Source organism: Natronorubrum texcoconense (assembly GCF_900100335.1).
GTDB classification, from domain to species: domain Archaea; phylum Halobacteriota; class Halobacteria; order Halobacteriales; family Natrialbaceae; genus Natronorubrum; species Natronorubrum texcoconense.
In genome coordinates, this window is record NZ_FNFE01000005.1 from 195,732 (window position 1) to 217,170 (window position 21,439).

A 21,439-nucleotide genomic window follows, 5' to 3' on the forward strand; every position below is an offset into this window, starting at 1 on the left:
GAAATAAGAACACGACGATCTGTACACACCTACGCGATTTTCGCTTCGATGAGCCGGTATTCCGGTTCGAGAGATCAGTGACTTAGCCGTGCGAAAATAGAGTTCCCCGTGATCACGGTTCGAGTGTGACAGTCACGGTATCGTCCATTCTGAGAGACAGCGACTCGTCGTTCAGTGTAACAGTGAACCGTGCTTCGAACGGCTTGTCAGAGATGACCTCCATTACGATCACGTCCGATGTGATGTACTCGTACAGATCCCAGAGCGGAACATCAAGTACCGAAATACCGTGTTCCCAGAATAGGGAGAGGACAGCAGGGTAAAACGCAACCGGTACTTCGACCGGCATACTGACCAGGAATTGGCATTCACGACACGAACTATTGTAGATATGTTGGGCGTTTTCACCGTGCTCATACTGGCTAACAACTGTATCGACAGGGCCGAAACACTCCGGGCAGATACCACCTCGGAGGAGAATGTACATGCTCCAGATGCGGTAGCAAAAACTTTCTATGACTTCCTCGGAGGTTCGGTTTCGAGTTTGACTTTGTGGGCAGAAATCAGTAATGAGAATCGCGTTACACGATGTGCATCGAATACGGAACTGATCGACGTCGAGCGTTGCCAGAAGTGTCGTTTCATCACAGAACACGCAGGCTCCGGAAACCTCCTGATCCTCAAACGTTGATGTGCTCTCGTACACACCCGAGCGGATAACTCGGACAATCTTGGTTCCACTATACGTCAAGCGATATCCGTCGGGTGTCTCACTGACAAACTGTCCGACGAGCTGGTTCAGGTGATACGAAAACTGAGACGTACTATCGATATCGACTGCATCATATAATTCGGTAAACGTCATCGTGAACCGCTGTTCGTGATGCTCTCGCTCCACCTCACCTAACGCCAGCAAAATTTGCAAACGCTGCGAATTTCCGAGCGCGCTGATAGCGTCAACCACCTCCTGATCGATTTGATCGTTTTGATCTACTCCCATGGATAGGTCCTACTCCCCATCTGTGGTCCACTGGGATAAGAACAGTTGCCTCCCTCGATCACGAACTATCGCTACGAAGAGTACGTTCATTGGACGGCTGGTAAAGGTCAACCCGAACGAAGGATGAGTTCTGAAACTCGCTACCCCTTTATTGTCAATGCGGGGCTAGATAAACGGGATTCACCATGGCATCATTCCTCGTACTCTATGGAACCAGTGAGGGACAAACAGAAAAAGTTGTAACTCGCATCGGTGACGTGCTCATCGACCGTGGGCACGAAGCCACGACGGTGAACGCGAGTGAGATTTCGCCGGAATTCGCAATTGATGACTTCGACGCGATCCTCGTCGGCGCGTCTATTTACACCGGCAAACACCAGACATCGGTCCGTGAGTTCGTCACCGCTCACCGCAACACGCTGGCGACGAAACCAACCGCCTTCTTCCAGGGATCGCTGTCCTCCACCGGTGAAGTCAGGGAAGTCCAAGCGGCTGGCTACGTCGAGGAGTTTATCGAGGCCACTGACTGGCAGCCCGATAGAATCGCCCTGTTCGGTAGCGCGTTGGGTACACGAAGTACGGTTTCTTAATGTTGCCATGTTCCGTTTCACGACTACATCCCGTCTGGTAGCAATGCGACGAGGATTCTCTTGAAGGAGGAATAGTAGCACAGTTTTTCCAGTCGATCCACCTAAAGCATACTATGGGGTCGAATTACGCGGAACCCGTCACTACCACTCGCCGCCAGTTGCTCTCGGCCCCGCTCGTTGGAGTTGGCGGGGGGCTCTCCGGGAAGTTCGGCTCCACCAGAAACATCGTAGAGCCCGGCGAACCGACCCCGACGTATCTCGACCGACGCGTTCCTGGCCTGCTTGACCGTTACGACGTGCCGGGGGCATCGATTGCCCTAATCAAAGACGGCGAGGTGACGTGGAGCGGTGCGTACGGCACTGCTGACCTCACGGAAGAACGTCCGACGAACGAGAATACCCCGTTCCGAGTGCAGTCGATCACGAAGTCGGTCACGGCATGGGGGGTGCTGAAGCTCGTCGAACAGGACGAAATTGCTCTCGACGATCCGATCAGCAACCATCTCACAAGTTGGGAGCCCCCGGACGCCGAATATTCGTGGGAGGAAGTGACCGTACGGCGAGTACTCAGCCACAGCGCTGGATTGCCAGCAGGTGGGTACGATAGCGTCCCAATCGACGAAGAGCCGCCTCTACTCCGGGAGGCGCTGTCCGGAAACGGAGGCGGACCTGTAGCGCGACCGATTGATGAGCCCGGTGAGTTTCGGTACTCGAATCCGGGTTACGCACTGCTCGAACTCCTGATTGAGGACGTCACGGGCCGCGACTATGCAGCGTACATGGACGAGGAAATCCTGAGCCCACTGGGGATGGACAGGGCAACCTTCTCCATGACCGATCGGCTCCGTTCGGAGCTGGCGACTGAGCACTTCGTTGATGGAACGCCAGTCCCTGCGTCACACGGCCCTGCCAATGCCCACGGCGAACTGTACGCGACCGCCAGAGATATCGCACGCTTCGTCGCCGCTGGAGCGGAGGCAACCGAGGAGCCACTTGGGCGCAGCGTACTCGGTCCCGAGACCATTGCGGAGTTATACAGCGAAACGGTGGAGACGACGGGGTTCTATGGCCTCGCCACCGACGGTTCGGGCCTCGGATTTTTCGTCGAAACGCTCGCCGACGGAAATCAAGCCGTAATGAACGGCGGACAGGGAGCCGGTTCGTGGAACTGGTTTCATGCCGTCCCCGAGACCGGCGACGGTATCGTCATCCTCACAAACAGCGAACGGAGCTTGCAGCTAATCGCAGACGTGGTCGAGGCGTGGATTGAACAGAGTGGATTCCCCACGGTCTCACTGGCACGCGCAAGGCGATGGGTCCGTCTGCCAATCTGGATTCTCGTAGGTATCGCGGCCGGGCTTGTCCTACGACTCGGCTACGGAGGTATCACCGGGAAGCGATCGTTCGCTCCGCTGTCCGAACGTGACCGCTCCATTCGGGCGATCCTCGCTGGTCTTGGACTGGCGACGCTCGGACTCTGGTGGACCCTTGGCCGGGAGACCGTAGCATTCTTCCTGCCAGTAATTGCCGAGTGGGTTGGGCTAGCACTGTCTGTAGTCGTCGTTCTACTATTGGTGACGGTCCTCTTTCCTCGAACAGAAGAGGTGAAATGACGTGACTGACGACAGCACCAGCGACAAAGCAGCGGTGAGACTTCGACTGTATCCATCATAGCATCCTCAGACATGGAGGCGGAGTTCTTCGAGTACTCGAACCCGTGGCAGTTCTTCGCCATCGCATTCGGCGTATCGTACCTCTTTTGGGTACCACTGATAGTACTCGAATACGACTCTGAAGGTCGCATCTCTGCACGCCGACACAAAAGATCTCGGAGTTCCCATTGTGGAGTCAGTTTATGCTACTTGCGGTGGTGAATCAATTCACAATGTCCGAGCGAACCTTCGGAACAGCGCGAGCGACCAAAGGCTTTGGCGTCTTCGACGATCACGAGACGGACTGGACGTTCCTTCGAACGCTGGCGCAGATGACCGAGAAGGGTGCTGAAGTCGGCGAGTGTCTCTCGGCTGCTCGGCGAGTCAACGAACGCGACGTCGAGAGCTGGATTTCGGAATGGGCGACCCTCGCAGAACGTCTCGAACAGGATGCCGAGGACGCACTCAACGAGGGTCACGAAATCAGTGCCCGGGAACTATTCCTCCGAGCACAAAATTACTACGGAGCCGCAGACCACGGCTGTTCTCCGTCTCACCCCCGGTTTTTCGAGCTGTGGGAGAAGAGCCAGAAGTGTTTCCAGCGAGCGTGTCCGCTATTTGATCCCCCTATCGAAGTGCACGAGGTTCAGGTCGATGACTGGAAGCTTCCAGCGTACTACTGGCGGCCTGCCGACGACGACCAGGAGCGACCCACGATGGTAGCCGTCGGCGGGAACGACGAGTTGCTCGAAGCGCTCACGGTGTTCACCGGCTCCGCGGCGGTTCGTCGAGGGTACAATTACTTCACGATCGACTACCCGGGTCACCGCGGAGCGGTTCTGCTCTACGACGACTGTGTCAAACGCCCCGACTACGAGGTACCGTTTGCAGAGATCCTCGACTACGTCGAAGGTCTCCCTGGGGGTGACGGCCGAATAGCGATGGCTGGCTACAGCTTTGGCGGGTACGTCGCCCCACGTGTCGCAATCCACGACGACCGGGTGGACGCGTTGATCGCAAACAGTCCGATGATCGACGTGCCGAAGATCCAGTCGGGGCTCGTCAATCCGCTTATCGGTAGAGTTCCCGGGCCGCTTCTCGAACGGCTCGTCGAGCGACGACTCGACAAGTCACCGCTGGCGAAGGCGTACGTCGAGTACGGCTTCTACTCCTTCGGAAAGCCGGAGATGACGATTTCGGAGTGGCTGAAATCTGACGAACCGATCGGTTCGGACATGGTGATCAAGGACGATCTCGACGAGATCACGTGCCCAACCCTCGCGCTCGTCGGTGAAGACGAAGGCGAAGAGATGATCGTCCAAACGGAGGCGTTCGTCGAAGGCCTTTCGGCTGACGAGAAAGATCTCTACGTATTTACGCTCGGAGCGGACGGCTCCGACGATCACGTTCAGATGGACAACTGGACGCGAGGGCAGCAGATCACCTTTGACTGGCTGGACGGCATCTTCTTGACGTGAGTACCGTAGAGGCGATCACACTCGTTCGTCCTGCCGTGTTGTACCGGTAGCTCCGGCTGCTGACAGTCTCGTAGCACGTAATCCGGTTCCGACGACCATGATTGTAACCAGCGCGGACACCCACGTCACCGCTACGTGAGCGACGTTGAGTGACACGAGCAGTCCCCAGTCCGGGACGCCGTCTACGATGACGAGATCCACGTCGAGCGGGACAAGCGCACCCAGGGCATTCTCGCTCCCGTGCATGATCATGACCAGCAGTATGCTTCCACCCGAGCCGTTGTAGACCCAGGCCAGGAGTACCGAGAATCCGATAATGCCGATGAAGTACGCCAACTGCGATGCGAGCGGCCACTGGGCGTGTGGAGCGGTCGGATCGAAAAACAACGGAAGGTGCCATCCACCCCAGAGGACGCCAATCACGATGGCCGCGACGAGCCCACCGTAGCGCTGCTGGAGTTCTGGCTGGGCGAACCCACGCCAGCCGATCTCTTCTTGTCCGCCGCCGATGAACGTCCCCAGGAGAATCCCGAATGTGAGCGTGAGTAGGTTGGGCGAGAACGCACCGAAATCGATCGGGCCACCGAGTAACGCAGCTATGGCTCCAGCACTCAACGCAATCGCAGCAGGGATTCCGATCGCGGCCACGTACCACTTCGGATGAACGCGCCAGTGAACGATGCTACGCGCCCACACTCGAAGATCGTGGTCACTGACGTGAACCACGATGGCGGCGGCGATCGCTGGTCCGGAGGCACTGAGAAAGCCGCTGAGGATCCACCGTGTCCACGACGGTTCCATTTGGAGAGCGATGACGACACCGTTGAGGCTCCAGGAGATTGCGTAGGTAAGAAGAAAAAACGAAACGAGGCGATGTGTTCGAATCCAGTTCGTGAGCATGAGGATAGCCGAGATACACGGTTAGGACGATTCAGGATGTCGGTTCTCACCTTTAGATCTAACTCCGATTAATTCGTTGTACCGTTATGGCTTTGTTGTAATATAGAGAATTCGATGTTTTCGGATCCGAAACATAGAGGATGAGTTCAACACTCGATTTCGCTTGTTGCGACCAATTCGGGTTGAAGCAGGTAATCAGTAGTACTGTGAACGTCACACAGATACCGAGCGTACTCACTACGGGACAGGTTACGCTGACCGTTGTTCAGAGGAACGACGCGACCGTAGAGCAAAATTCGCGTCTGCGTTCCTCGAAGGCACCGTGTCCAGTGTTTTCGATGAGATGTGTCCGTGCGTTCGGGATTGTCGTTCCCATCGCCTGAAGGTCCTCAGCGTCGAAAAGTCGATCTTCAGAACCGCCGATGACGAGTGTTTCCGGTTCTATCGTGTCGAGTTCGCCTGTGGCGTCATGGTCGAGACAAGCCTGTGCCGAGGTGATGAAATCATTCGGGTACGGTGGTTCTTTGATGATTCCCGGAATTTTGAGAAGTGCACCGTACGCAGCGCGTTTCGTCCCGGCGGAGTACGTCGTTTCGATGCTTCCAACGTACACGTTCGCCCAATCTCCGTCACGTCCGGCGGCGAGCCAGTCGGACACGATTTCGCGGCCACGTTCGCTCAACCGCGGACCGGCAATTGCGATAACGAGGTTTTGCACGTGTTCGGCGTGGTCGATGCCTAGATACTGTGCAATCAATCCACCCATCGAGAGTCCGAGCACGTTCGCAGGCCCGATCTCGGCGAGAACATCGCCATAATTACGTGCCATCTCTCGGGTCGTGATGCCGTCCGGCATGTCACGTGGACGCTTTACGACATACACGTCGAAGTCGTCAGCAAATGGCCGCATATAGTACCGCTCGAGAAGGAGCCGTGTTATTTTCGGTGTGTCACCTCCCTCTAACGCGTCGCTAAGTCCGGGAAGAATGACGAGCGGTTCGGGACCGCTACCGAATCGAATTGTTGGATGGCCTGAGAACTGTTCCCTAGTTGGGTTCATGGATAATTCCAAAAGGGTGCTGACGTTTATAGTACTATACCGGCTGACGACCACTTTCGAATAGTGGCTCGAAGCTCGTTCTATATTCGCCCTCTTGTTCGTGGGACTGAGCGCCGCTGGTGGGTATATCCACACGAACTCTCAACCTCCAACGGAGGACAACCGGGCAGTCGAACAGTGAAGGCCTGATCGCTTTTGTCCAGTATCAGCCCCTTCGATGCGTGAATTTCTTCGCGTACCGATACAGGGTGATCACGACAAGCGAGTTCATCGAAATACTCGACAGCAGCAGACACTGGTTCCGCCTCATCGTCCACCTCGATTTGTTGTTTTCGTCGTTCGTTCGGAGTCCTCGTACGTGTGCGATACCGGCGGCCAGCCATCCTGAGAGCGCGAGCGTTAACAATGTGAGCGAGAGTCGGCGCACACTGCGACGTACGCCGTGAGATTACATAATAGTGTGACAGACTTGCCAAACTTCCACATACCAAGGTCGAACCGAGTGAGTAGCGATGGATGCTCCAACGACACCTCGTCCTTTGGTGGATCGGTCGTTATATCATCTGCCGCTCGTTGCGGGACAGATGCTCAGTTCCGTAGACGACTCCCAGACCGATAGCGATCAAACACACGACGATCGCCATTATCCAGAGGGTTACTGGATCAACGTCCGCTCGTAGGAGCCACACGGTCGATACCCACGCGTTGAAGGAACCGTGGAGGAAAACGGCGAGTAACACACTCCCGTTAGTGCTGTTGTACAGCCACGTGAATACCACTGCGAGAGCGATTCCCTGAACGACGAACGGCAGAACCGGCAGATCCGTCTGAACCGCTCCAGGGACGACGAACAGGGGCGCGTGCCAGACCATCCAGACTACTCCGATAATGACACTCGCAGTCAGTGCGTCGAGCGAAGACTGCAATCGTGGTAGTGCAAAGCCACGCCAACCGATCTCTTCCAATCCCCCGCCGATCACCGAACTCGCAACGATCATTCCGACGAACAAAAGTGCGAATTCGGGGGCCGGAAACGGCGTATTCATTCCCCGTATCTGTGAATCGAATATGAGCGTGCTGATGACGACGACACCGGGGAGCAATACCGCAACGCCGTACCACCGCCAGCTGACCTGCCACCGGAGGAGCCGGCTCAATAACTCTCGCGTGGACTGGCTACCGTCGGTCATTCGTGTCACGACCACGGCCGAAATCGGCGGACCCAGCCCACCGAGCAGCCACAGCACACCTCCGAGGTTGATTCCAGGTTTGACGCCGAGTACAGCGAGTACACCCCACGCAGTCCACGAGATGAGGAACGTCAGCAGGACGAACGCGAGAAGCGGACGTCGTGCGGTACTCATCGTGTCTCCGCGTGAAAGTACGCACCGACGTAACCTCCTGCTGCGCTCAAGCCGACGAACCAGAGCAACAGCATTGGCAGCATCACCCCGAAGATGAGTACCAATTCGACTCCGCCGGGAACGTCGCCGGGCCCGGCGGGGACTGCGGCAAACAGAGCGAACCCGAGAATCGTTATCAGGAACAGGGGTACAGCGGCTATCGCGCCGGAGAAGGCCCCTACTTTTGCTCCTCGTACGGGAGGCTCCGCCTGAAGGTAGCCTGCAATGGCGCCACCCAAGAGCGGCGAAAATCCCGTGAACGAGAGACCTATCGTGATAACCGCACCGACGACCGCATTGATCCACGTATCTCCGGCTCCCATGATCGAGCTGTTTCACACATCGGAGTATAAATGAATACGTGTATTCTTCGATGTGGAGGTTTAGAGACCGGTTTTATCGCGGCACCGAACCAATAGTGCTACATGGAACAGATATATTTTCTCGCTCACGGTGGGAAGTGTTTCTCCGGGCGGAGGCGGATTGTATGAAAATCCTCGTCTTCGGCGCGGGTCCGCTGGGCAGTCTGAAGGCAGCCCGACTCCACGAAGCAGGGCACGACGTTCATCTTCTTGCCAGAGGGCAACGGTTAGCCGACCTGAAAGAACACGGAATCGTTATTCAGGAAGAGGGGGCCGATGGGGGAGAAGTCGCTCACGTTCCCGTGGTAGAGTCGTTCGAACCCGACGACAACTACGATCTCGTTCTGGTCGTCATGGGGGAGCATCAAGCCGTACAGATTCTGGATACGTTGGCGGAAAACGACCACGTCCCGACGTTTCTCTTCATGGGGAACAACGTCAACGGGTCTGACGAAATAGTTCAGGCGCTCGGCAAAGAGCGCGTGATGCTGGGGTTTCCGTACCCTGGCGGGAAACGAGAGGGCCACGTCGTGCGCGTCCTCCCGATCAACGAGGACAAGAAATACACCGTCCCGATCGGGGAGGTCGATGGAACGATTCGACCCAGAACTCGACAGGTAGCCGCGATCCTGGGGGACATGCGCGGGTACGACGTCGAAATCCGGACGGACATGGACGAGTGGTTGAAGTACCACGTCGCGTTGCTCATGTCCGGCCTCGTCCCCGCGCTGTACGCCGCTGACACCAGTATGAAACGGCTGGGCGAAACCAGAGACCTGCTGGTGCTGTCGGTCCGTGCGACGAAAGAGGCGCTGCGGGGATTACGTAACGCAGGGTATGCACCCAGTCCGCCGGTCGTCAAGACCTTCGAATACGTCCCTGAGCCGATCTGCGTCTGGGTCATCGGGTGGCTCATGCGAAAGGAGTACGCGAAGGTCTCGGTCGAAGGGCACGCCCGAGATGGCCGACACGAAATGCGATATCTGTTCGACGGATTGCGTTCGATACTAGACGAGACGGACGTAGAAACTAAAGCCATCGACCGGCTGGCTCCGTATTACGATCCAGGGACACCGCCGTATCCCGAAGGCAAACGAGACCTATCCATGGGGTGGGATGGGGTCGTTGCCCCCGCAATCGGAGCGGGAGCACTCGCGCTCGCTCTTCGGAGTTTGCGCTCGAAAGCGAGAGCCGATTCCGCGTCCGAACGCGAATCTGATGGCGTCTATTACGAGGTGAGTGGCCCCGAAGACGCGACCGCGGTGGTGTTCACCCACGGATTCGCCCTCGACCGCGAGACGTGGCGAGAACAGGTCTCGACGCTATCCGAGTCGTATCGGGTTCTCTCGTGGGATCTCCCCGGGTGTGGTGAATCCGTTGAATCGAGTGATCCAGTGCGCTTTGGGGTCGCGTCCCGGAAATTAATCGACGTACTGGATGATGAAGGAATCGACCAGGCCGTTCTGGTCGGCCAGTCGATGGGGAGCCTGTTGAATCAGTACGTTGCGTACCATCACCCCGACCGCGTTCGAGCCCTCGTTCACGTTGGTGGTTTCCCATTGTACGAGGGATTTTCCGAACGCACGATCATATTGATGGGGTTGCACGTGAGGGCACTGAAACTCATGCCCGAACAACTGATATACGACGCGTTTGGTCGGCTGGTCGCTCGCACGTCCGACGCTAGACAGTACGTGACACGGGCGAGTGCACGTACTGGGAAGGAGAACATGGTCTCCCTCGAAAGCGGACTCCTCAAAGACATCGAAGAAGGGATTCCCGAACTGACCGAGCTTCCTCAATTGATCGTGGTCGGTGAACACGAGTACTTCCTGCTACGAAAGAAAGCGAAAGAATGGAACGAAAAACTCCCCAACAGCGTTCACACATCGGTGCCGGATGCGGGACATATTGCGAATCACGATAATCCGATGACGTTCAACGAAATACTATCCTCGTTTCTGGAAACATTAGATCAATAGATACCTGGGTGACACCATCTCGCCGGTCAACGGAAACGTACGCTAGTAACCGGTCGCTGACGCAGTCCTCCGAGACACGCTACCGTCCCTCACGACCACGGAGACAGCGCGCCTCCAGTCGTGATCTGCTCGTCTGCAATGAATCTATCGTGGACGACACAGAGCGCAGTGACGATCAGTGCGGCACCGATGCCGGCGACGCCGACGGGCGCGGTCACGAGGTTTCCGGCTCCCGTGAGGTAGACCAGCGACAGTGCTCCCAGTCCGTTGAACGATCCGTGAAGGACGGTTGCAGCGAGTACGGATCGAGCGCGGATGGTCAGGTACGTGTAGATCGGTGCCATCGCAATCGTTGCAGCGGTCATGACGAACACACCCGCGAGCGGCGCGTCGGGAAAGTTGTGCCCCTGAAGGATGATCGGCGCGTGCCAGATGCCCCAGACCGCACCGGTGAAGATCGAGAGTTTCCAGAATCCGAGCGGAGCGAGTTCCGTGAGTAGTAACCCGCGCCACCCGAGTTCCTCGCCGAGCGCAGCGAGGGCGTTGATCGTCAGCCCCGCGAAGAGACCCTGAACGACCAATAGAACGACAGGTGGCACAGGCACCGTTTCCAGTTGCGCGATCGCTTCAGCGGCTTCGTCCTGACTCAGGCCCAACTCGAGCAGAAACACCGCGTAGTCGGTCGTAAACGACACGCCCGGAAGGGCGGTTCCGATGCCGATCGTGCCAGCAACGAGGACAACCGGCGTGATCCACGCAAGTCCGACCCATCGAAGCCGACCCAAAGCGAGTCCACACCCCTCTCGAATAGACTCACCGTACCGGAGTTGGGTTCCGATCGCAGCGAACGCCGGTGCCCACATGACGACTACGACCACGAATACGAGTCCGACGAGCGTCCCGAGTTCGATCCCAACGAGGTAGAGGACGATGGCACCGGTCCAGGCGATACCGAACGTGAGCGCGAGAAAGAGCCCTACTTTTCGAGTGCGTATGCCGGACTCACTCGTTCCCCGGTCAGGAGCCGTACGAGAATCCATATCCCTACCTTTGCGTCGGATATCTTAAGTATGGGTCACAGCTCTGCGCTCACGATTACGACGAACCGAGCGGTTAGGAGCGCGATTGCGTCGCGGTAGAATACTGCATCACAGTAGTCGAAGAAACGGATAGAACGGTTATTTCGCTCATCATAGGCTGGCGTCACGTTCTTTCTGCTAATTGAGCGACCGATCCGAGACTTATCGAACCTCATCTCCCGGAACGGCTGACGCTGGATACCTACGATGAGCAGGCGTGGCTGTCGGTGGTTCCGTTTACGAATGTCGAGGAACGACTGCGGGTCTTCCTTCCGGAACGAGAGTTACACTCAGCACCTAGTAATAACCTCAAAACTATTTGAGTTATATCGTTGGTAATATATAATCCAAGAGACAATATTTATACCGGGTTGAGGAACACAGTACTCCATGAAGCTCTTCGATTTCGTTCGTGAGCGCCAGTGGGTTCCGATCACTGGCTACCTAATCTACGTCTCCGCGCTCACGGCGGGCTACTACTACAATCTCACCTTCGTTCAGTTGGGATTGACCGATCTCGGGACGCGAGAGATCGGGATGGCCCCCGAGGATGTTTCGATAGTGATGGGCGTGCTCGCGCTTCTCACGCTTGTCGCCGCCGTCGGTAGCGGTCTCGTCATGGATCGGCGTGGCTGGAGTACCGATCTCTACGTGAAGTTTCGCCTGCTCTTTCTGATTATTCTCGTCCAGTTGTTACTGACGATCGCTGCTCCGTTCGTGAGTACGGTCGAACAGTTCGTGCTCTGGGTCGTCATCTGTTCGGCGACGCTCGGACTCGGCATCCCGGTGACGTTCAGCTTCATGCTCGATTTCATCCCCGTTAGAGACCGTGGATACGTTGCTGCGGTCGTGGCGGGCCTCTCGTTTTTCGTCGCAGCGCTGTATCCAATCGAGTGGCGGATCCACGAGTTTAGTCTCGTCATGAGCGCAATGATGGTGCCGGCAGTGCTGATTCTGGCCGTCCTTTCAGTGAAGCGGTTCGCGTTCGTCGACAGCCTCGCCGGTCAGCACGAACGAAGTACGTTCAGGGTCGGACGGTTCTGTCGGCCGATTCCGATCCGGACGCTGAGTTTCGCGTTCTGGGGTCCAGTTCTGCTGATGTTCGGCGTCTTCTTTATCGATAGTCTGGGCTTTCTCCGAATTATCGAAGAGCCGCTCTACATCTACACGTCTTGGCAATCGCCCGATCTGAGCGTTCGATTGTTTATCGCTGTCCTCCACGTCGTCGGAGCGCTCGCCGCCGGCGTCCTCTACACGAACTTCGATCGGAACTGGGTGTTCTTCTGGGTATTTGGCCTGTTTGCGTTCACCCACCTGCTGTACGTCTTCGACATTCAGTTCGGAGGCGGCGAGACGCCGGCGCTCATCCTGCCGATGTTCTACGTGCTCGCGGTCAGCTTCTACACGACGCTCAACTTCGCACTCTGGCCGGATCTCTCGACCACGGAGACGATCGGTACGCATACCGCCCTCGGCGTCGGAATCGCGGGGTGGCTGGCGACGTTCATGAGTACCGCCCTGGCGCTGTACTCCGAGGGAATCGGACTCCCGTTAGGGAGCCACATGACGTACGTCAACGCACTATCGCTGCTGTTCATCGTCGCGCTGCCCATACTGCTATACGTCCATCGAATGTTCGAGTTAGCACGTGGAGAGGTGTCGTCATGAACCTGGAACTCATTCCGCTATTGATCATCGTCCTGCTCATGATCTCGGCCGGCGGGGTGGACGTCGAAACCACTGAATTGGTCATCGAAGGTGACCACGAGATCACCGAGCATCGGGGCGCGTTGATCGTCGGCGATGCGACCGTCACAATCCCGGACGACGAAACGATCTCCGGACCGGTCTACGTCATCGGCGGCGAGTTCCAGATTCACGGGGAGGTCGAAGGCGACGTGACGCAACTGTCGGGGTCGCTCGTCGTTGAAAATGGAGGAACGATCGACGGCGAACTCCAGCACATCGGTGGGAGCGAGGAGTTTGCGGATGACGCAGCCATCGGTGAGCGATCCACTGTGGAGTTCGCGCCGGCCGAACCCGGCCCGATCGCTGCGTACACGCCGGTCGTGCTGACGACTTTGTTCCTATCCCTCGTCGGGGCGTGGCTCTCCCGAAAGCGTCCAGCGTTACTCGAAAATGTCGGAACGACCGCGCGGGACCATCCGGTAATCAGCCTCACCGTGGGCGCACTCCTCTCCGTGACGTTCTTGGCTGTGTTCGTGTTCATGGCGTTTACCCTCGTTCTTCTCCCGGTGAGCATCTTCGGACTTCTGATCGGGTTAGTGACAATCGCATACGGGATCATCGGAATGGGATATCTTGCCGGAAAACGGTTGGATACGCCGCGGGTTGGTCTGGCCACCGGGCTCGGCGTAGTCGGTATCATGATGTTGTTACAGGTCGTCGGCGCGGTTCCAATCCTCGGCGACCTGATCGCAGGTGGGCTTCTTCTGATCGGCCTGGGGGCCGTCGTAGTGACGTACTTCGGGCTACAGGAGTTCGAGCCAGTGTCGCTTCCGGAGTAACGGTTCCCCCACCCTTCAAGGGTAGTCCCCGATAGGTTTACCATTTGGTAAGCCAACAACTCTGCTATGGACGGCCAATCTATGACAGACGAGAACAAGATACTTGATGGGATCACGGTGCTGGACATGTCGACGTTTGTGACCGGCGGGTTTTGCTCGTCGATGCTCGCCAACCAAGGTGCGGAGGTCATCAAAATCGAACAGCCGGGTTACGGCGATGCCATCCGCCATTCGGGCCCGCCGTTCATCGAGGGCGAGTCCCCCTACTACTGGACGGTCAACTACGGGAAACGGAGCGTCGAACTCGACCTGAAGAACGACGAGGCGCTGGAGGCGCTGTACGACCTCGTCGCGGAGGCGGACGTCTTCATCCAGAACTTCCGGCCGGGCGTTGCCGAACGCCTCAACGTCGACTACGACACCCTGACCGAGCACAACGAGACCCTGGTCTATCTCGCAGTCTCGGCGTTCGGTCAGACCGGCCCCTGGCGTGAGCGCTCGGGCTACGACCTGCTCATCCAGGGCCTCAGCGGCATCATGGACGTCACCGGCGAGGAGGGGCGCCAACCGGTGAAGGTCGGGCTACCGATGACCGACCTCATCACCGCCATGTGGGCCGCCTTCGGGACGATGACCGCGCTCTACAACCGCGAATTAACTGGTGAGGGAGAGTATATCGACCTCGGGATGCTGGAGGCGACGCTGCCGTGGCTGACCAAACAGGCCGGACGAGCGTTTGCCGACGAAACACCCGAGCGCATGGGGACGAAAGACCCCGTGCTCGCCCCCTACCAGACCTTCGAGACCGAAGACAGCTACATCAACGTCTGCGTCCTCAACGAGAAGCTCTGGGCCGACCTCTGTGAGGCCATCGATCGGCCGGAACTCATCGACGACGACCGCTTCGACACCAACGCCGACCGCGTCGACCACCTCGAGGAGCTCGAAGCCGAAATAGAGGCCACCCTCACCGAGAAGACCACCGACGAGTGGGTCGAGATCATCGCCGACGAGGGGGGCGTTCCTGCCGGTCCGGTCTACAGCGTCGAAGAGGCGTTGAACAACCCCCAGATCGAGGCCCGCGGCACTATGACCGAACTCGACCACCCCGAGATCGGCACGATCCCGGTCGTCGAACACCCCCTCAAATTCGAACACGCCGACAGTGGCTTCGAGGTCCCGCCACCACTGCTGGGCGAGCACAATCGCGTCGTGTTCCGCGAACTGGGCTACTCGGAAGCCGAACTGGACGAATTAGCAGCCGCCGGCGTCTTCGGCGACCAGGAGACGGCCGACTGATACGGTTTGCTGTAACGGTTTACCGGAGCGACCACAGGACGGATCGCGATCGTTCCGGAAACGACTTCCAACAGACCGTACAACCGACGAGTCGCATTCCCTCGAGCGTCGCCCCGCAAGCGCGGGAAAGAGTGTGACCGCAGAACGACTAGTCGGTCACGACTGGTCGTCGTCCGTGGCGGCTTCGTTGAGGATCAGCAGCGCGCCGCCGAGCAGCGCGACGTTCTTCTGGAAGTTGATCTTGTTCGCCTGCCGTTCCTTCCCTTCCATCGTCCAGAAGTTGTGGATGAACGGCGTCGTGCCCAGGAAGAACACGATGAGTGCGCCGGCGGAGGCACGGGGGTACTTCCAGAGGAGGATGCCGAGGTTAGCTACGAGGAGTAACCCCGTCGCAAATGGGACCATCACGTTCGGCATCGGGACGCCGCTCTCGCGTGCGATGTCGACGCGTTTGTCGTTGTTCCGGAAACCATCGACGGCCATGATGGTAAGGACGCCGCTGTACAGGAGGCGGCCGAGCAGTGACGGTGGGGTCGAGTTCGAGGTTGTCGTATCAGTCATTATGTATGTTAGTGGTAGGAGTGTCTCGATTGCTGTTCAGATGGCTTCGATGCGGCTGACGTTGGCGTCGACGCGGCCCGCCGTGTGATACTCGCCGTCGTCGTCGCGGCGCATAATGCGCCCCTCGACGTCATCGCGCTGGTCCGGGACGTCGAACAGTCCGGACCCACAGATAACCTCGCCGTCGTATACTTCCCAGGTCTCGATGACCTCGTGGGGTTCGCCGGGATAGGAGACTCGCTCCCAGTCGCGGCCGAAGTTGGTTGACTCGAACAGCGCGGTCGTGTGGTCGTCGTCCACCCAGGCGGGCGGGGCCTCCTCGCCGCCACAGAAGAACACCCGGCCGTCGTGGATGAACACCCCCCGGATGTACGAGAAGTCGTTACCCCGGTCGATGCGGGTCCAAGACTCGCCGCCATCGACCGTCCGCCAGAGGCCGCCCTCACCGACGGCGTGGCCGAGACCCAGGTTCTCCAGGTCGTGGTCGAGGTAGCCCGTCGTCGCCAGCCAGACGTCCTCGGATATCGGGAGTATCTGGTGGATATCGTCGACGATGGTGTCGCGGCGGTCGACCCAGGTCCGGCCGCCATCGCGGCTGATGTGGATACCGCCGGCCTCGACCCCGGCGATGAGGTGGTCCGGCCGCCCGGGGACGACTTCCAGCGCTCGCAGTCGCGCGTAGTGGGGGTCGATTGGCGATTCCCAGTGGCCCCGCGAGGGGAGTTCCCGGAATCCCTTCAGTTCCGTCCACGTCTCGCCGTCGTCGGTCGATCGAAAGATGTAGGGGTCGTTCGTGCCCGCGTAGAGGGCGCCGTCGGCGGTCGCGAGGATCGACCAGACCTCGCTCTCGCCGGCGTGCCAGAAGCGGTCGCCAAGCGGTACGCCGAGGTTCTCCCAGGTCCCTCCGCCGTCGAACGACCGGAACGCGCCCTCCGTGGAGGCGACGAACACGCCATCGGTGTGCTCCCACGTTTTGACTGCCGTGACCATCCCACAGTCCAGTACCCTCTCGAGTTCGCCCCGATCGAACGGAACGTCTTCGGCCCGGTAGAGGCCCTCGTCCGTGCCGATGAGTAGCGTCATACGCCGTGTATGAGAGTCGGACGCACAATAAAGTTTTACCAACCTGTAAAACACAAGCTCTACCCGGAGACGACGGCACTGGAGCCGAACGCCTCGTCGCATGCCGGTCCAGTAGCCTCACAGTCCACAGCCATGACGTCTACATACCCGACGAAACGACCGACCGACGCAGCGCACCTCGAGGACGAACCCGACCTGCCGCGGGAGTTGCTGAACCTCCCCTGGATCGACATCCACAACCACGCGCACACGCTCTCCTGGGAGGACCGCGAGCGATACGCGCTGGCGGGCTGTGAGGGGATGGTAATGGTATCGTCGGGCTACCACTGGACTCCCTACAAGCCGGTCCGGGCCGGGGACGTCCGCTACCTCTGGGACGACGCCGTCAACCGCCGGGCGGCCATCGAACGCAACCATTTCTTCGAGGCCGCCCTCGGCCTAGGCGTCCATACCGGCGTCCGCATCGAAGACCCCGACGATCTGATCGACGCCATGGACGCCTACTGCGAACTAGATGAAGTCGTTGCCGTCGGCGAAACCGGCGTCACGCCATCCCAGCACGTCGAGGCCTGGGACGTCGACGAACAGCGCGCCATCGTCCAGGCGCAGATGGAACTGGCAGATAAACACGATCTGCCGGTCATTCTGCACACTCCAAACACCACCACCGACTCCAAGCGGTCCTACCGACCGGAGGTAGGCGTCCCCGGCTACGAGAAGAACACCGCCCTCGGCGTGGAACCGGTGCTCGACGGCGAGAACCCGCAGCTGGAAGCGGTCAAACTGGACGTTCAGGCGGCGCGTGACGCCGGCCTGGCCGAAGAGCGGGTCGTCGCCTCCCACGCCGACGGCAACAACACCGACTATCTAATGACGGAGACCGAGTGCTATCTGAGCTACACCATCGGCCACTCTTGGCTCGTCGGCGTCGACGCCGCGGACGTCGCCGACGCCATCGACGAGTACGGCCCCGATCGCATCATGGTCGACACCGACTGCGCGAACGTCCTCCGGACCGACCCCTTCGCGCTGAAGCGGGCTATCTTCGAGCTATACCGCTACGGCATCGACGTCGACGACATTCGCCAAGTCGTCTACGAGAACCCCCGCGAGGTGTTCGGACTCGGGACCTGAGACGGTTTGCTGTACCGATGTACCGGTGGGACCGCGAGTCGTCCTGCGGTCCCACCGGAAATGACTTACAGCGAACAGTATGGAGGATCGAAAAACCAGGTTCGCACTATCCGACAATTCCTATAGGTACGCGCAGTCGTTGGTCAGCTCGCCCAGCCCTTCGATACCGATCGTCACCTCGTCGCCCTCCTCCAGAAGGACCGGCGGCTCGCGGTAGACGCCGACGCCCGGGGGCGTGCCGGTGAAGATTAGGTCGCCCGGCTCCAGCGTGAACGCCTGACTGCAGAACGAAACGAGTTCGTCGACGCCGAAGATGAAGTTCGACGTCGAGGAGTCCTGCAGGCGCTCGCCGTTGACCGCCGCGTAGATCTCGAGGTCGTGCGGGTCGTCGACTTCGTCGGTGGTCACTAGTTCCGGCCCGGTCGGGGCGAACGAATCGAGGCTCTTGCCGCGGACCCATTGGCCGTCGCCGTGTTGGAGGTCTCGCGCCGAGACGTCGTTGCCGACCATGTAGCCGGCGACGTGGTCCAGCGCCTCGTCCTCGTCGACTCGGCGGGCCTCCTCGCCGACGACGACGACCAGTTCGGCCTCGTAGTCGACCTTCTCGGTGAGGTCGGGATCCCAGGTGATGGTGCCGTCGGGACCCGTGACAGTCGTCGGGAACTTCGAGAACAGAACGGGCTCGTCCGGGATGGGGTTGTCCCCTTCCTCGGCGTGGTCGCGGTAGTTGAGGCCGACGCAGACCACTTTCCCGGGGTCGCGAACGGGTGCGTGCTGGTCGAGGTCGGTAGCGTCGTAGCGTCCGGTGCCGGTCTCCTGGGCGTACTCGACTGCCAGCTCGACCTTGCGCTGCCAGTTCCACTGCTCGAGCAGATCGCTGGTCGCTCGTGGGATGGCAATGCCGGTTTCGGCGCCGGCTTCGGCGAGGTTGACGACCTCGCCGTCGCTCGTGGTCGCGCCAACCCATGGCTGTGCGTCGTCCGTCGTGGTGTATTGTCCGAGTCGCATCTGTGAATTGAGTACGGTGTGTTGGAACTGGCAATTCCGGTTATAACTCCAGCCCCGCTTCGTCGACGAGTCGGCGACCGGATTCGACGAACCGGTCGAACTCCTCGTCGACGAGGGGGTTGGTCAGTTCGCCGTTGCGCTTGACGACCTCGCCGTCGACCAGCACCGTGTCGATGTGCGAGGGGTCGGACTGGAACACGGCTGTCTGGATCGGCGAGTGCGAGGGGGCCGTCAGGAAATCGTTCTGCTCGATGGTGATAATGTCCGCGCGCTTGCCCGGCGTCAGGGTGCCGATCTCGTCCTCGAGGCCGAGCGCTCGAGCGCCCTCGATGGTCGCCATCTCCAGCGTATCGCGGCAGGTGATGCTCACCTCGGTGACCTCCTCGTCGCCTTCGAGGATTTCTTGGTTGTCGAACATCCGCTGGACCTGCATGCCGATCCGCATCTGACTGCTCATGTCGCCGCTGATGTTCGAGCAGACGTCGACGCCCCACGCGGGGCGCCCACCGGCGTTCGTGACCTTGCCGGTGACGGGGATTCCGTGGCCCATCTGCATCTCGACCTCCGGGGTTGCGGAGAACGAGACGCCCTGTTCGACGGCGTGGTCGATGTCTTCCTGAGAGAAGTGATTGCCGTGGGCGACGTTCACGTCAGGGCCGAGCATGTCCTCCATGCAGCCAAAGCCCCGGTAGTCCCCGCCGTAGACCGACGACGGCCACAGTGCGGCACCCATGTGAATGGTCGCGAGCGCCTCCAGCTCTCGCGCCAGTTCCAGGTCGTTGCGGGCGGTCTCGTCGACGCAGAAATCCGGCCCGCGAAGTCCGAGCGCGAGGCTAAGCAGGTCGTCGTCGCGGATCTTCTCGGTGTAGAGTTCGCGGATGTTCTGTTCGGGGAGGCCGACGTCGCTCTCGTACCACCACTTCGCTGAGTCGTCGCCCGGCGGCCCGTAGGTGTATACCGCGCGCAGTCCAGCATCCTGAAGCGCGTCGACGGCCCGTTCGCCGTGTTCGAGCGAGTTGGGGTACGACCAGTCCAGGGCCGTGGTCGTCCCCGTGTAGAGCTTCTCCAGTGCACCGAAGAGGCCACCGAGGTACATGTCCTCGGGCTGATAGAGCCCCGTCATATTACCGAGCATGTGATCGAAGTATTCACCCATGAGCGACCAGTCTCCGGCGATTCCCCTGACCTGGGTCTGTGCAAGGTGGATGTGAGAGTCGACGAATCCCGGCAGGACGATCTGTCCGGTCGCATCGATCTCCTCGGCGTTCGACGCCGTCAGGCCGTGGCCGATCTCGACGATCTCACCGTCGTCGATGAGAACGTCACCCTCCGTTAGCTGCCCGATGTCCGGGTCGAGCGAGACGATCGTCCCGTTCCGTATGAGTCGCTGTGTCATGCGCATTCACAAAGTCTGACCAAGAGGTTAAAAATTTACTGTTTGGTAAAGGCCGGCAACGGCGGATTGATTCAACCACGAGTTTATATGTTCTACGGGACGAGGTGAACGCATGAGCGACACCGAGGGGAAGGTAACCTCCAAAGATACGGAGGAGGTGATCATGGAGGCGACGTTCCGTGCGATCAGCAAGCACGGATATGCGGACCTCAGAATGCGGGACATCGGTGAGGAGATGGAGATGACCCGACAGGTAATTCACTACCACTTCGACGGCAAGTACGACCTACTTTCGTCGTTTCTGGAGTACATCATCGACCAGTACGAGGGCAGCGTCGACGTTGACGAGGACGCCGACCCACAGGCCGAACTCGCGGTCCGTATCGACCAGTGTCTGTTCGGACCGGAGTTCGGCGAGTTCGACCACTGGGACCGCATGAAGGTCTTCCACGAGCTGTACTCCCACGCCCAGAACGACGAACAACACCGCGAGATCTTCAACAGCCACTACGAGGGCATGCGCGACAGCATCGTTGAAGTCGTCGAGAAAGGGATGGAAGAGGGAGTCTTCCACACGGTCGACGCAGAACGGATGGGACAACTCATCACCGACGTCATCCACGCTGCCCGTGGGCGAAAGATATCACTCGGCCACGATAACGCCCCAGAAGACGCGCGCCGCGCCATCGACGAGTTCATCCTCGACTCCCTATACGTCGACGATGAACTACAGCAGCGCCAGACCTGATGAGATTCGTTTATCGGCAACGGTAGGAATTACCGATATTCACTCATCGATTACGAATATCATCGACTCGGTCACGGCTCGCGCTCTTCGATCTCGAGGAACGACAGTCGTAATTCACGGACACGAGGGCCGCGAACAGAATCACATCTTCTACAGAAACAGCAGGGTGAATGCCT

19 protein-coding genes and 1 pseudogene are annotated in these 21,439 nt (G+C 59.1%); 10 read left to right on the plus strand and 10 right to left on the minus strand.

Annotation, left to right across the window (positions count from 1 at the left end; all coding sequences use genetic code 11):
* Nucleotides 1-112: 112 nt before the first annotated feature.
* Entirely contained in the window at nt 113-1,000 is an 888-nt protein-coding gene (locus tag BLT08_RS15750) for an ArsR/SmtB family transcription factor (protein ID WP_090309712.1), read from the minus strand.
* Nucleotides 1,001-1,185: 185 nt separating this feature from the next.
* Between BLT08_RS15750 and BLT08_RS15755 the strand changes: the two genes are divergently transcribed.
* From BLT08_RS15755 to BLT08_RS15770, 3 genes are all read left to right on the plus strand, one after another.
* Nucleotides 1,186-1,590: a flavodoxin domain-containing protein gene (locus tag BLT08_RS15755; RefSeq protein ID WP_217636380.1), complete on the plus strand. Its 405-nt coding sequence runs from the start codon at nt 1,186-1,188 to the stop codon at nt 1,588-1,590.
* A 113-nt stretch (nt 1,591-1,703) separates the two neighbouring features.
* Nucleotides 1,704-3,203, plus strand: a complete 1,500-nt coding sequence (locus BLT08_RS15760; RefSeq protein WP_090309715.1) for a serine hydrolase domain-containing protein — start codon at nt 1,704-1,706, stop codon at nt 3,201-3,203.
* 272 nt (nt 3,204-3,475) lie between these two features.
* Entirely contained in the window at nt 3,476-4,720 is a 1,245-nt protein-coding gene (locus tag BLT08_RS15770; RefSeq protein ID WP_175529339.1) for an alpha/beta hydrolase family protein, read from the plus strand.
* A gap of 15 nt (nt 4,721-4,735) precedes the next feature.
* Here the strand turns inward: BLT08_RS15770 and BLT08_RS15775 are convergent, their stop codons facing one another.
* From BLT08_RS15775 to BLT08_RS15790, 4 genes are all read right to left on the minus strand, one after another.
* Entirely contained in the window at nt 4,736-5,620 is an 885-nt protein-coding gene (locus BLT08_RS15775; protein ID WP_090309724.1) for a CPBP family intramembrane glutamic endopeptidase, read from the minus strand.
* Between the two features lie 265 nt (nt 5,621-5,885).
* Nucleotides 5,886-6,815 (minus strand): alpha/beta fold hydrolase, encoded by a 930-nt coding sequence (locus BLT08_RS15780; RefSeq protein WP_139171318.1) that lies wholly within the window; start codon nt 6,813-6,815, stop codon nt 5,886-5,888.
* 419 nt (nt 6,816-7,234) lie between these two features.
* Entirely contained in the window at nt 7,235-8,044 is an 810-nt protein-coding gene (locus tag BLT08_RS15785) for a CPBP family intramembrane glutamic endopeptidase (RefSeq protein ID WP_090309729.1), read from the minus strand.
* Complete coding sequence (locus BLT08_RS15790; RefSeq protein WP_090309733.1) at nt 8,041-8,406, minus strand: DUF5518 domain-containing protein; 366 nt, start codon at nt 8,404-8,406, stop codon at nt 8,041-8,043. The genes BLT08_RS15785 and BLT08_RS15790 overlap by 4 nt, the downstream gene beginning before the upstream one ends.
* 164 nt (nt 8,407-8,570) lie before the next feature.
* Between BLT08_RS15790 and BLT08_RS15795 the strand changes: the two genes are divergently transcribed.
* Nucleotides 8,571-10,427: an alpha/beta fold hydrolase gene (locus BLT08_RS15795; RefSeq protein WP_090309736.1), complete on the plus strand. Its 1,857-nt coding sequence runs from the start codon at nt 8,571-8,573 to the stop codon at nt 10,425-10,427.
* Nucleotides 10,428-10,516: 89 nt separating this feature from the next.
* On the opposite strand, the gene BLT08_RS15800 is transcribed toward BLT08_RS15795, so the two are convergent.
* On the minus strand, nt 10,517-11,467 hold the full coding sequence (locus tag BLT08_RS15800) for a CPBP family intramembrane glutamic endopeptidase (protein ID WP_090309739.1): 951 nt from the start codon (nt 11,465-11,467) through the stop codon (nt 10,517-10,519).
* Between the two features lie 200 nt (nt 11,468-11,667).
* Between BLT08_RS15800 and BLT08_RS23445 the strand changes: the two are divergent.
* The 4 genes and pseudogenes from BLT08_RS23445 to BLT08_RS15820 form a co-directional block, all read left to right on the plus strand.
* Nucleotides 11,668-11,829, plus strand: a pseudogene (locus BLT08_RS23445) (DUF2071 domain-containing protein); the annotation flags it as partial.
* A 67-nt stretch (nt 11,830-11,896) separates the two neighbouring features.
* A complete protein-coding gene (locus BLT08_RS15810) occupies nt 11,897-13,174 on the plus strand; it encodes an MFS transporter (protein ID WP_090309745.1) in 1,278 nt (425 codons plus the stop codon).
* Nucleotides 13,171-14,034 carry a DUF8173 domain-containing protein gene (locus BLT08_RS15815; RefSeq protein ID WP_090309748.1) on the plus strand — a complete coding sequence of 288 codons (864 nt, stop codon included), beginning with the start codon at nt 13,171-13,173 and terminating at the stop codon, nt 14,032-14,034. The genes BLT08_RS15810 and BLT08_RS15815 overlap by 4 nt, the downstream gene beginning before the upstream one ends.
* 66 nt (nt 14,035-14,100) lie before the next feature.
* Nucleotides 14,101-15,333 carry a CaiB/BaiF CoA transferase family protein gene (locus tag BLT08_RS15820; RefSeq protein WP_245724244.1) on the plus strand — a complete coding sequence of 411 codons (1,233 nt, stop codon included), beginning with the start codon at nt 14,101-14,103 and terminating at the stop codon, nt 15,331-15,333.
* Nucleotides 15,334-15,489: 156 nt separating this feature from the next.
* Here the strand turns inward: BLT08_RS15820 and BLT08_RS15825 are convergent, their stop codons facing one another.
* Together BLT08_RS15825 and BLT08_RS15830 are read right to left on the minus strand one after the other, a co-directional pair.
* Nucleotides 15,490-15,894 (minus strand): DoxX family protein, encoded by a 405-nt coding sequence (locus tag BLT08_RS15825; RefSeq protein WP_090309750.1) that lies wholly within the window; start codon nt 15,892-15,894, stop codon nt 15,490-15,492.
* A gap of 36 nt (nt 15,895-15,930) precedes the next feature.
* The gene (locus BLT08_RS15830) at nt 15,931-16,977 is read right to left on the minus strand and encodes a WD40/YVTN/BNR-like repeat-containing protein (RefSeq protein ID WP_090309753.1); all 1,047 of its coding nucleotides are present in this window, start codon (nt 16,975-16,977) and stop codon (nt 15,931-15,933) included.
* 132 nt (nt 16,978-17,109) lie between these two features.
* Here BLT08_RS15830 and BLT08_RS15835 point away from each other — a divergent pair, with 132 nt between their 5' ends.
* Nucleotides 17,110-18,111, plus strand: coding sequence for a TatD family hydrolase (locus BLT08_RS15835; RefSeq protein ID WP_090309756.1), 1,002 nt, complete (start codon nt 17,110-17,112; stop codon nt 18,109-18,111).
* Between the two features lie 120 nt (nt 18,112-18,231).
* Here the strand turns inward: BLT08_RS15835 and BLT08_RS15840 are convergent, their stop codons facing one another.
* Nucleotides 18,232-19,119: a fumarylacetoacetate hydrolase family protein gene (locus tag BLT08_RS15840; protein WP_090309759.1), complete on the minus strand. Its 888-nt coding sequence runs from the start codon at nt 19,117-19,119 to the stop codon at nt 18,232-18,234.
* 40 nt (nt 19,120-19,159) lie between these two features.
* Nucleotides 19,160-20,515, minus strand: coding sequence for an amidohydrolase family protein (locus BLT08_RS15845; RefSeq protein ID WP_090310148.1), 1,356 nt, complete (start codon nt 20,513-20,515; stop codon nt 19,160-19,162).
* Between the two features lie 112 nt (nt 20,516-20,627).
* Here BLT08_RS15845 and BLT08_RS15850 point away from each other — a divergent pair, with 112 nt between their 5' ends.
* Nucleotides 20,628-21,263: a TetR/AcrR family transcriptional regulator gene (locus tag BLT08_RS15850; RefSeq protein ID WP_090309762.1), complete on the plus strand. Its 636-nt coding sequence runs from the start codon at nt 20,628-20,630 to the stop codon at nt 21,261-21,263.
* Nucleotides 21,264-21,439 lie beyond the last annotated feature (176 nt).

Bases quoted from the DNA above. Each gene is read 5' to 3' on its own strand.
- BLT08_RS15760 (WP_090309715.1), top strand. From the start codon at position 1,704: ATGGGGTCGAATTACGCGGAACCCGTCACTACCACTCGCCGCCAGTTG.
- BLT08_RS15810 (WP_090309745.1), top strand. From the start codon at position 11,897: ATGAAGCTCTTCGATTTCGTTCGTGAGCGCCAGTGGGTTCCGATCACT.
- BLT08_RS15755 (WP_217636380.1), top strand. From the start codon at position 1,186: ATGGCATCATTCCTCGTACTCTATGGAACCAGTGAGGGACAAACAGAA.
- BLT08_RS15800 (WP_090309739.1), bottom strand. From the start codon at position 11,467: ATGGATTCTCGTACGGCTCCTGACCGGGGAACGAGTGAGTCCGGCATA.
- BLT08_RS15840 (WP_090309759.1), bottom strand. From the start codon at position 19,119: ATGCGACTCGGACAATACACCACGACGGACGACGCACAGCCATGGGTT.
- BLT08_RS15785 (WP_090309729.1), bottom strand. From the start codon at position 8,044: ATGAGTACCGCACGACGTCCGCTTCTCGCGTTCGTCCTGCTGACGTTC.
- BLT08_RS15825 (WP_090309750.1), bottom strand. From the start codon at position 15,894: ATGACTGATACGACAACCTCGAACTCGACCCCACCGTCACTGCTCGGC.
- BLT08_RS15835 (WP_090309756.1), top strand. From the start codon at position 17,110: ATGACGTCTACATACCCGACGAAACGACCGACCGACGCAGCGCACCTC.
- BLT08_RS15815 (WP_090309748.1), top strand. From the start codon at position 13,171: ATGAACCTGGAACTCATTCCGCTATTGATCATCGTCCTGCTCATGATC.
- BLT08_RS15845 (WP_090310148.1), bottom strand. From the start codon at position 20,515: ATGACACAGCGACTCATACGGAACGGGACGATCGTCTCGCTCGACCCG.
- BLT08_RS15830 (WP_090309753.1), bottom strand. From the start codon at position 16,977: ATGACGCTACTCATCGGCACGGACGAGGGCCTCTACCGGGCCGAAGAC.
- BLT08_RS15790 (WP_090309733.1), bottom strand. From the start codon at position 8,406: ATGGGAGCCGGAGATACGTGGATCAATGCGGTCGTCGGTGCGGTTATC.
- BLT08_RS15775 (WP_090309724.1), bottom strand. From the start codon at position 5,620: ATGCTCACGAACTGGATTCGAACACATCGCCTCGTTTCGTTTTTTCTT.
- BLT08_RS15820 (WP_245724244.1), top strand. From the start codon at position 14,101: ATGGACGGCCAATCTATGACAGACGAGAACAAGATACTTGATGGGATC.
- BLT08_RS15750 (WP_090309712.1), bottom strand. From the start codon at position 1,000: ATGGGAGTAGATCAAAACGATCAAATCGATCAGGAGGTGGTTGACGCT.
- BLT08_RS15770 (WP_175529339.1), top strand. From the start codon at position 3,476: ATGTCCGAGCGAACCTTCGGAACAGCGCGAGCGACCAAAGGCTTTGGC.
- BLT08_RS15850 (WP_090309762.1), top strand. From the start codon at position 20,628: ATGAGCGACACCGAGGGGAAGGTAACCTCCAAAGATACGGAGGAGGTG.
- BLT08_RS15795 (WP_090309736.1), top strand. From the start codon at position 8,571: ATGAAAATCCTCGTCTTCGGCGCGGGTCCGCTGGGCAGTCTGAAGGCA.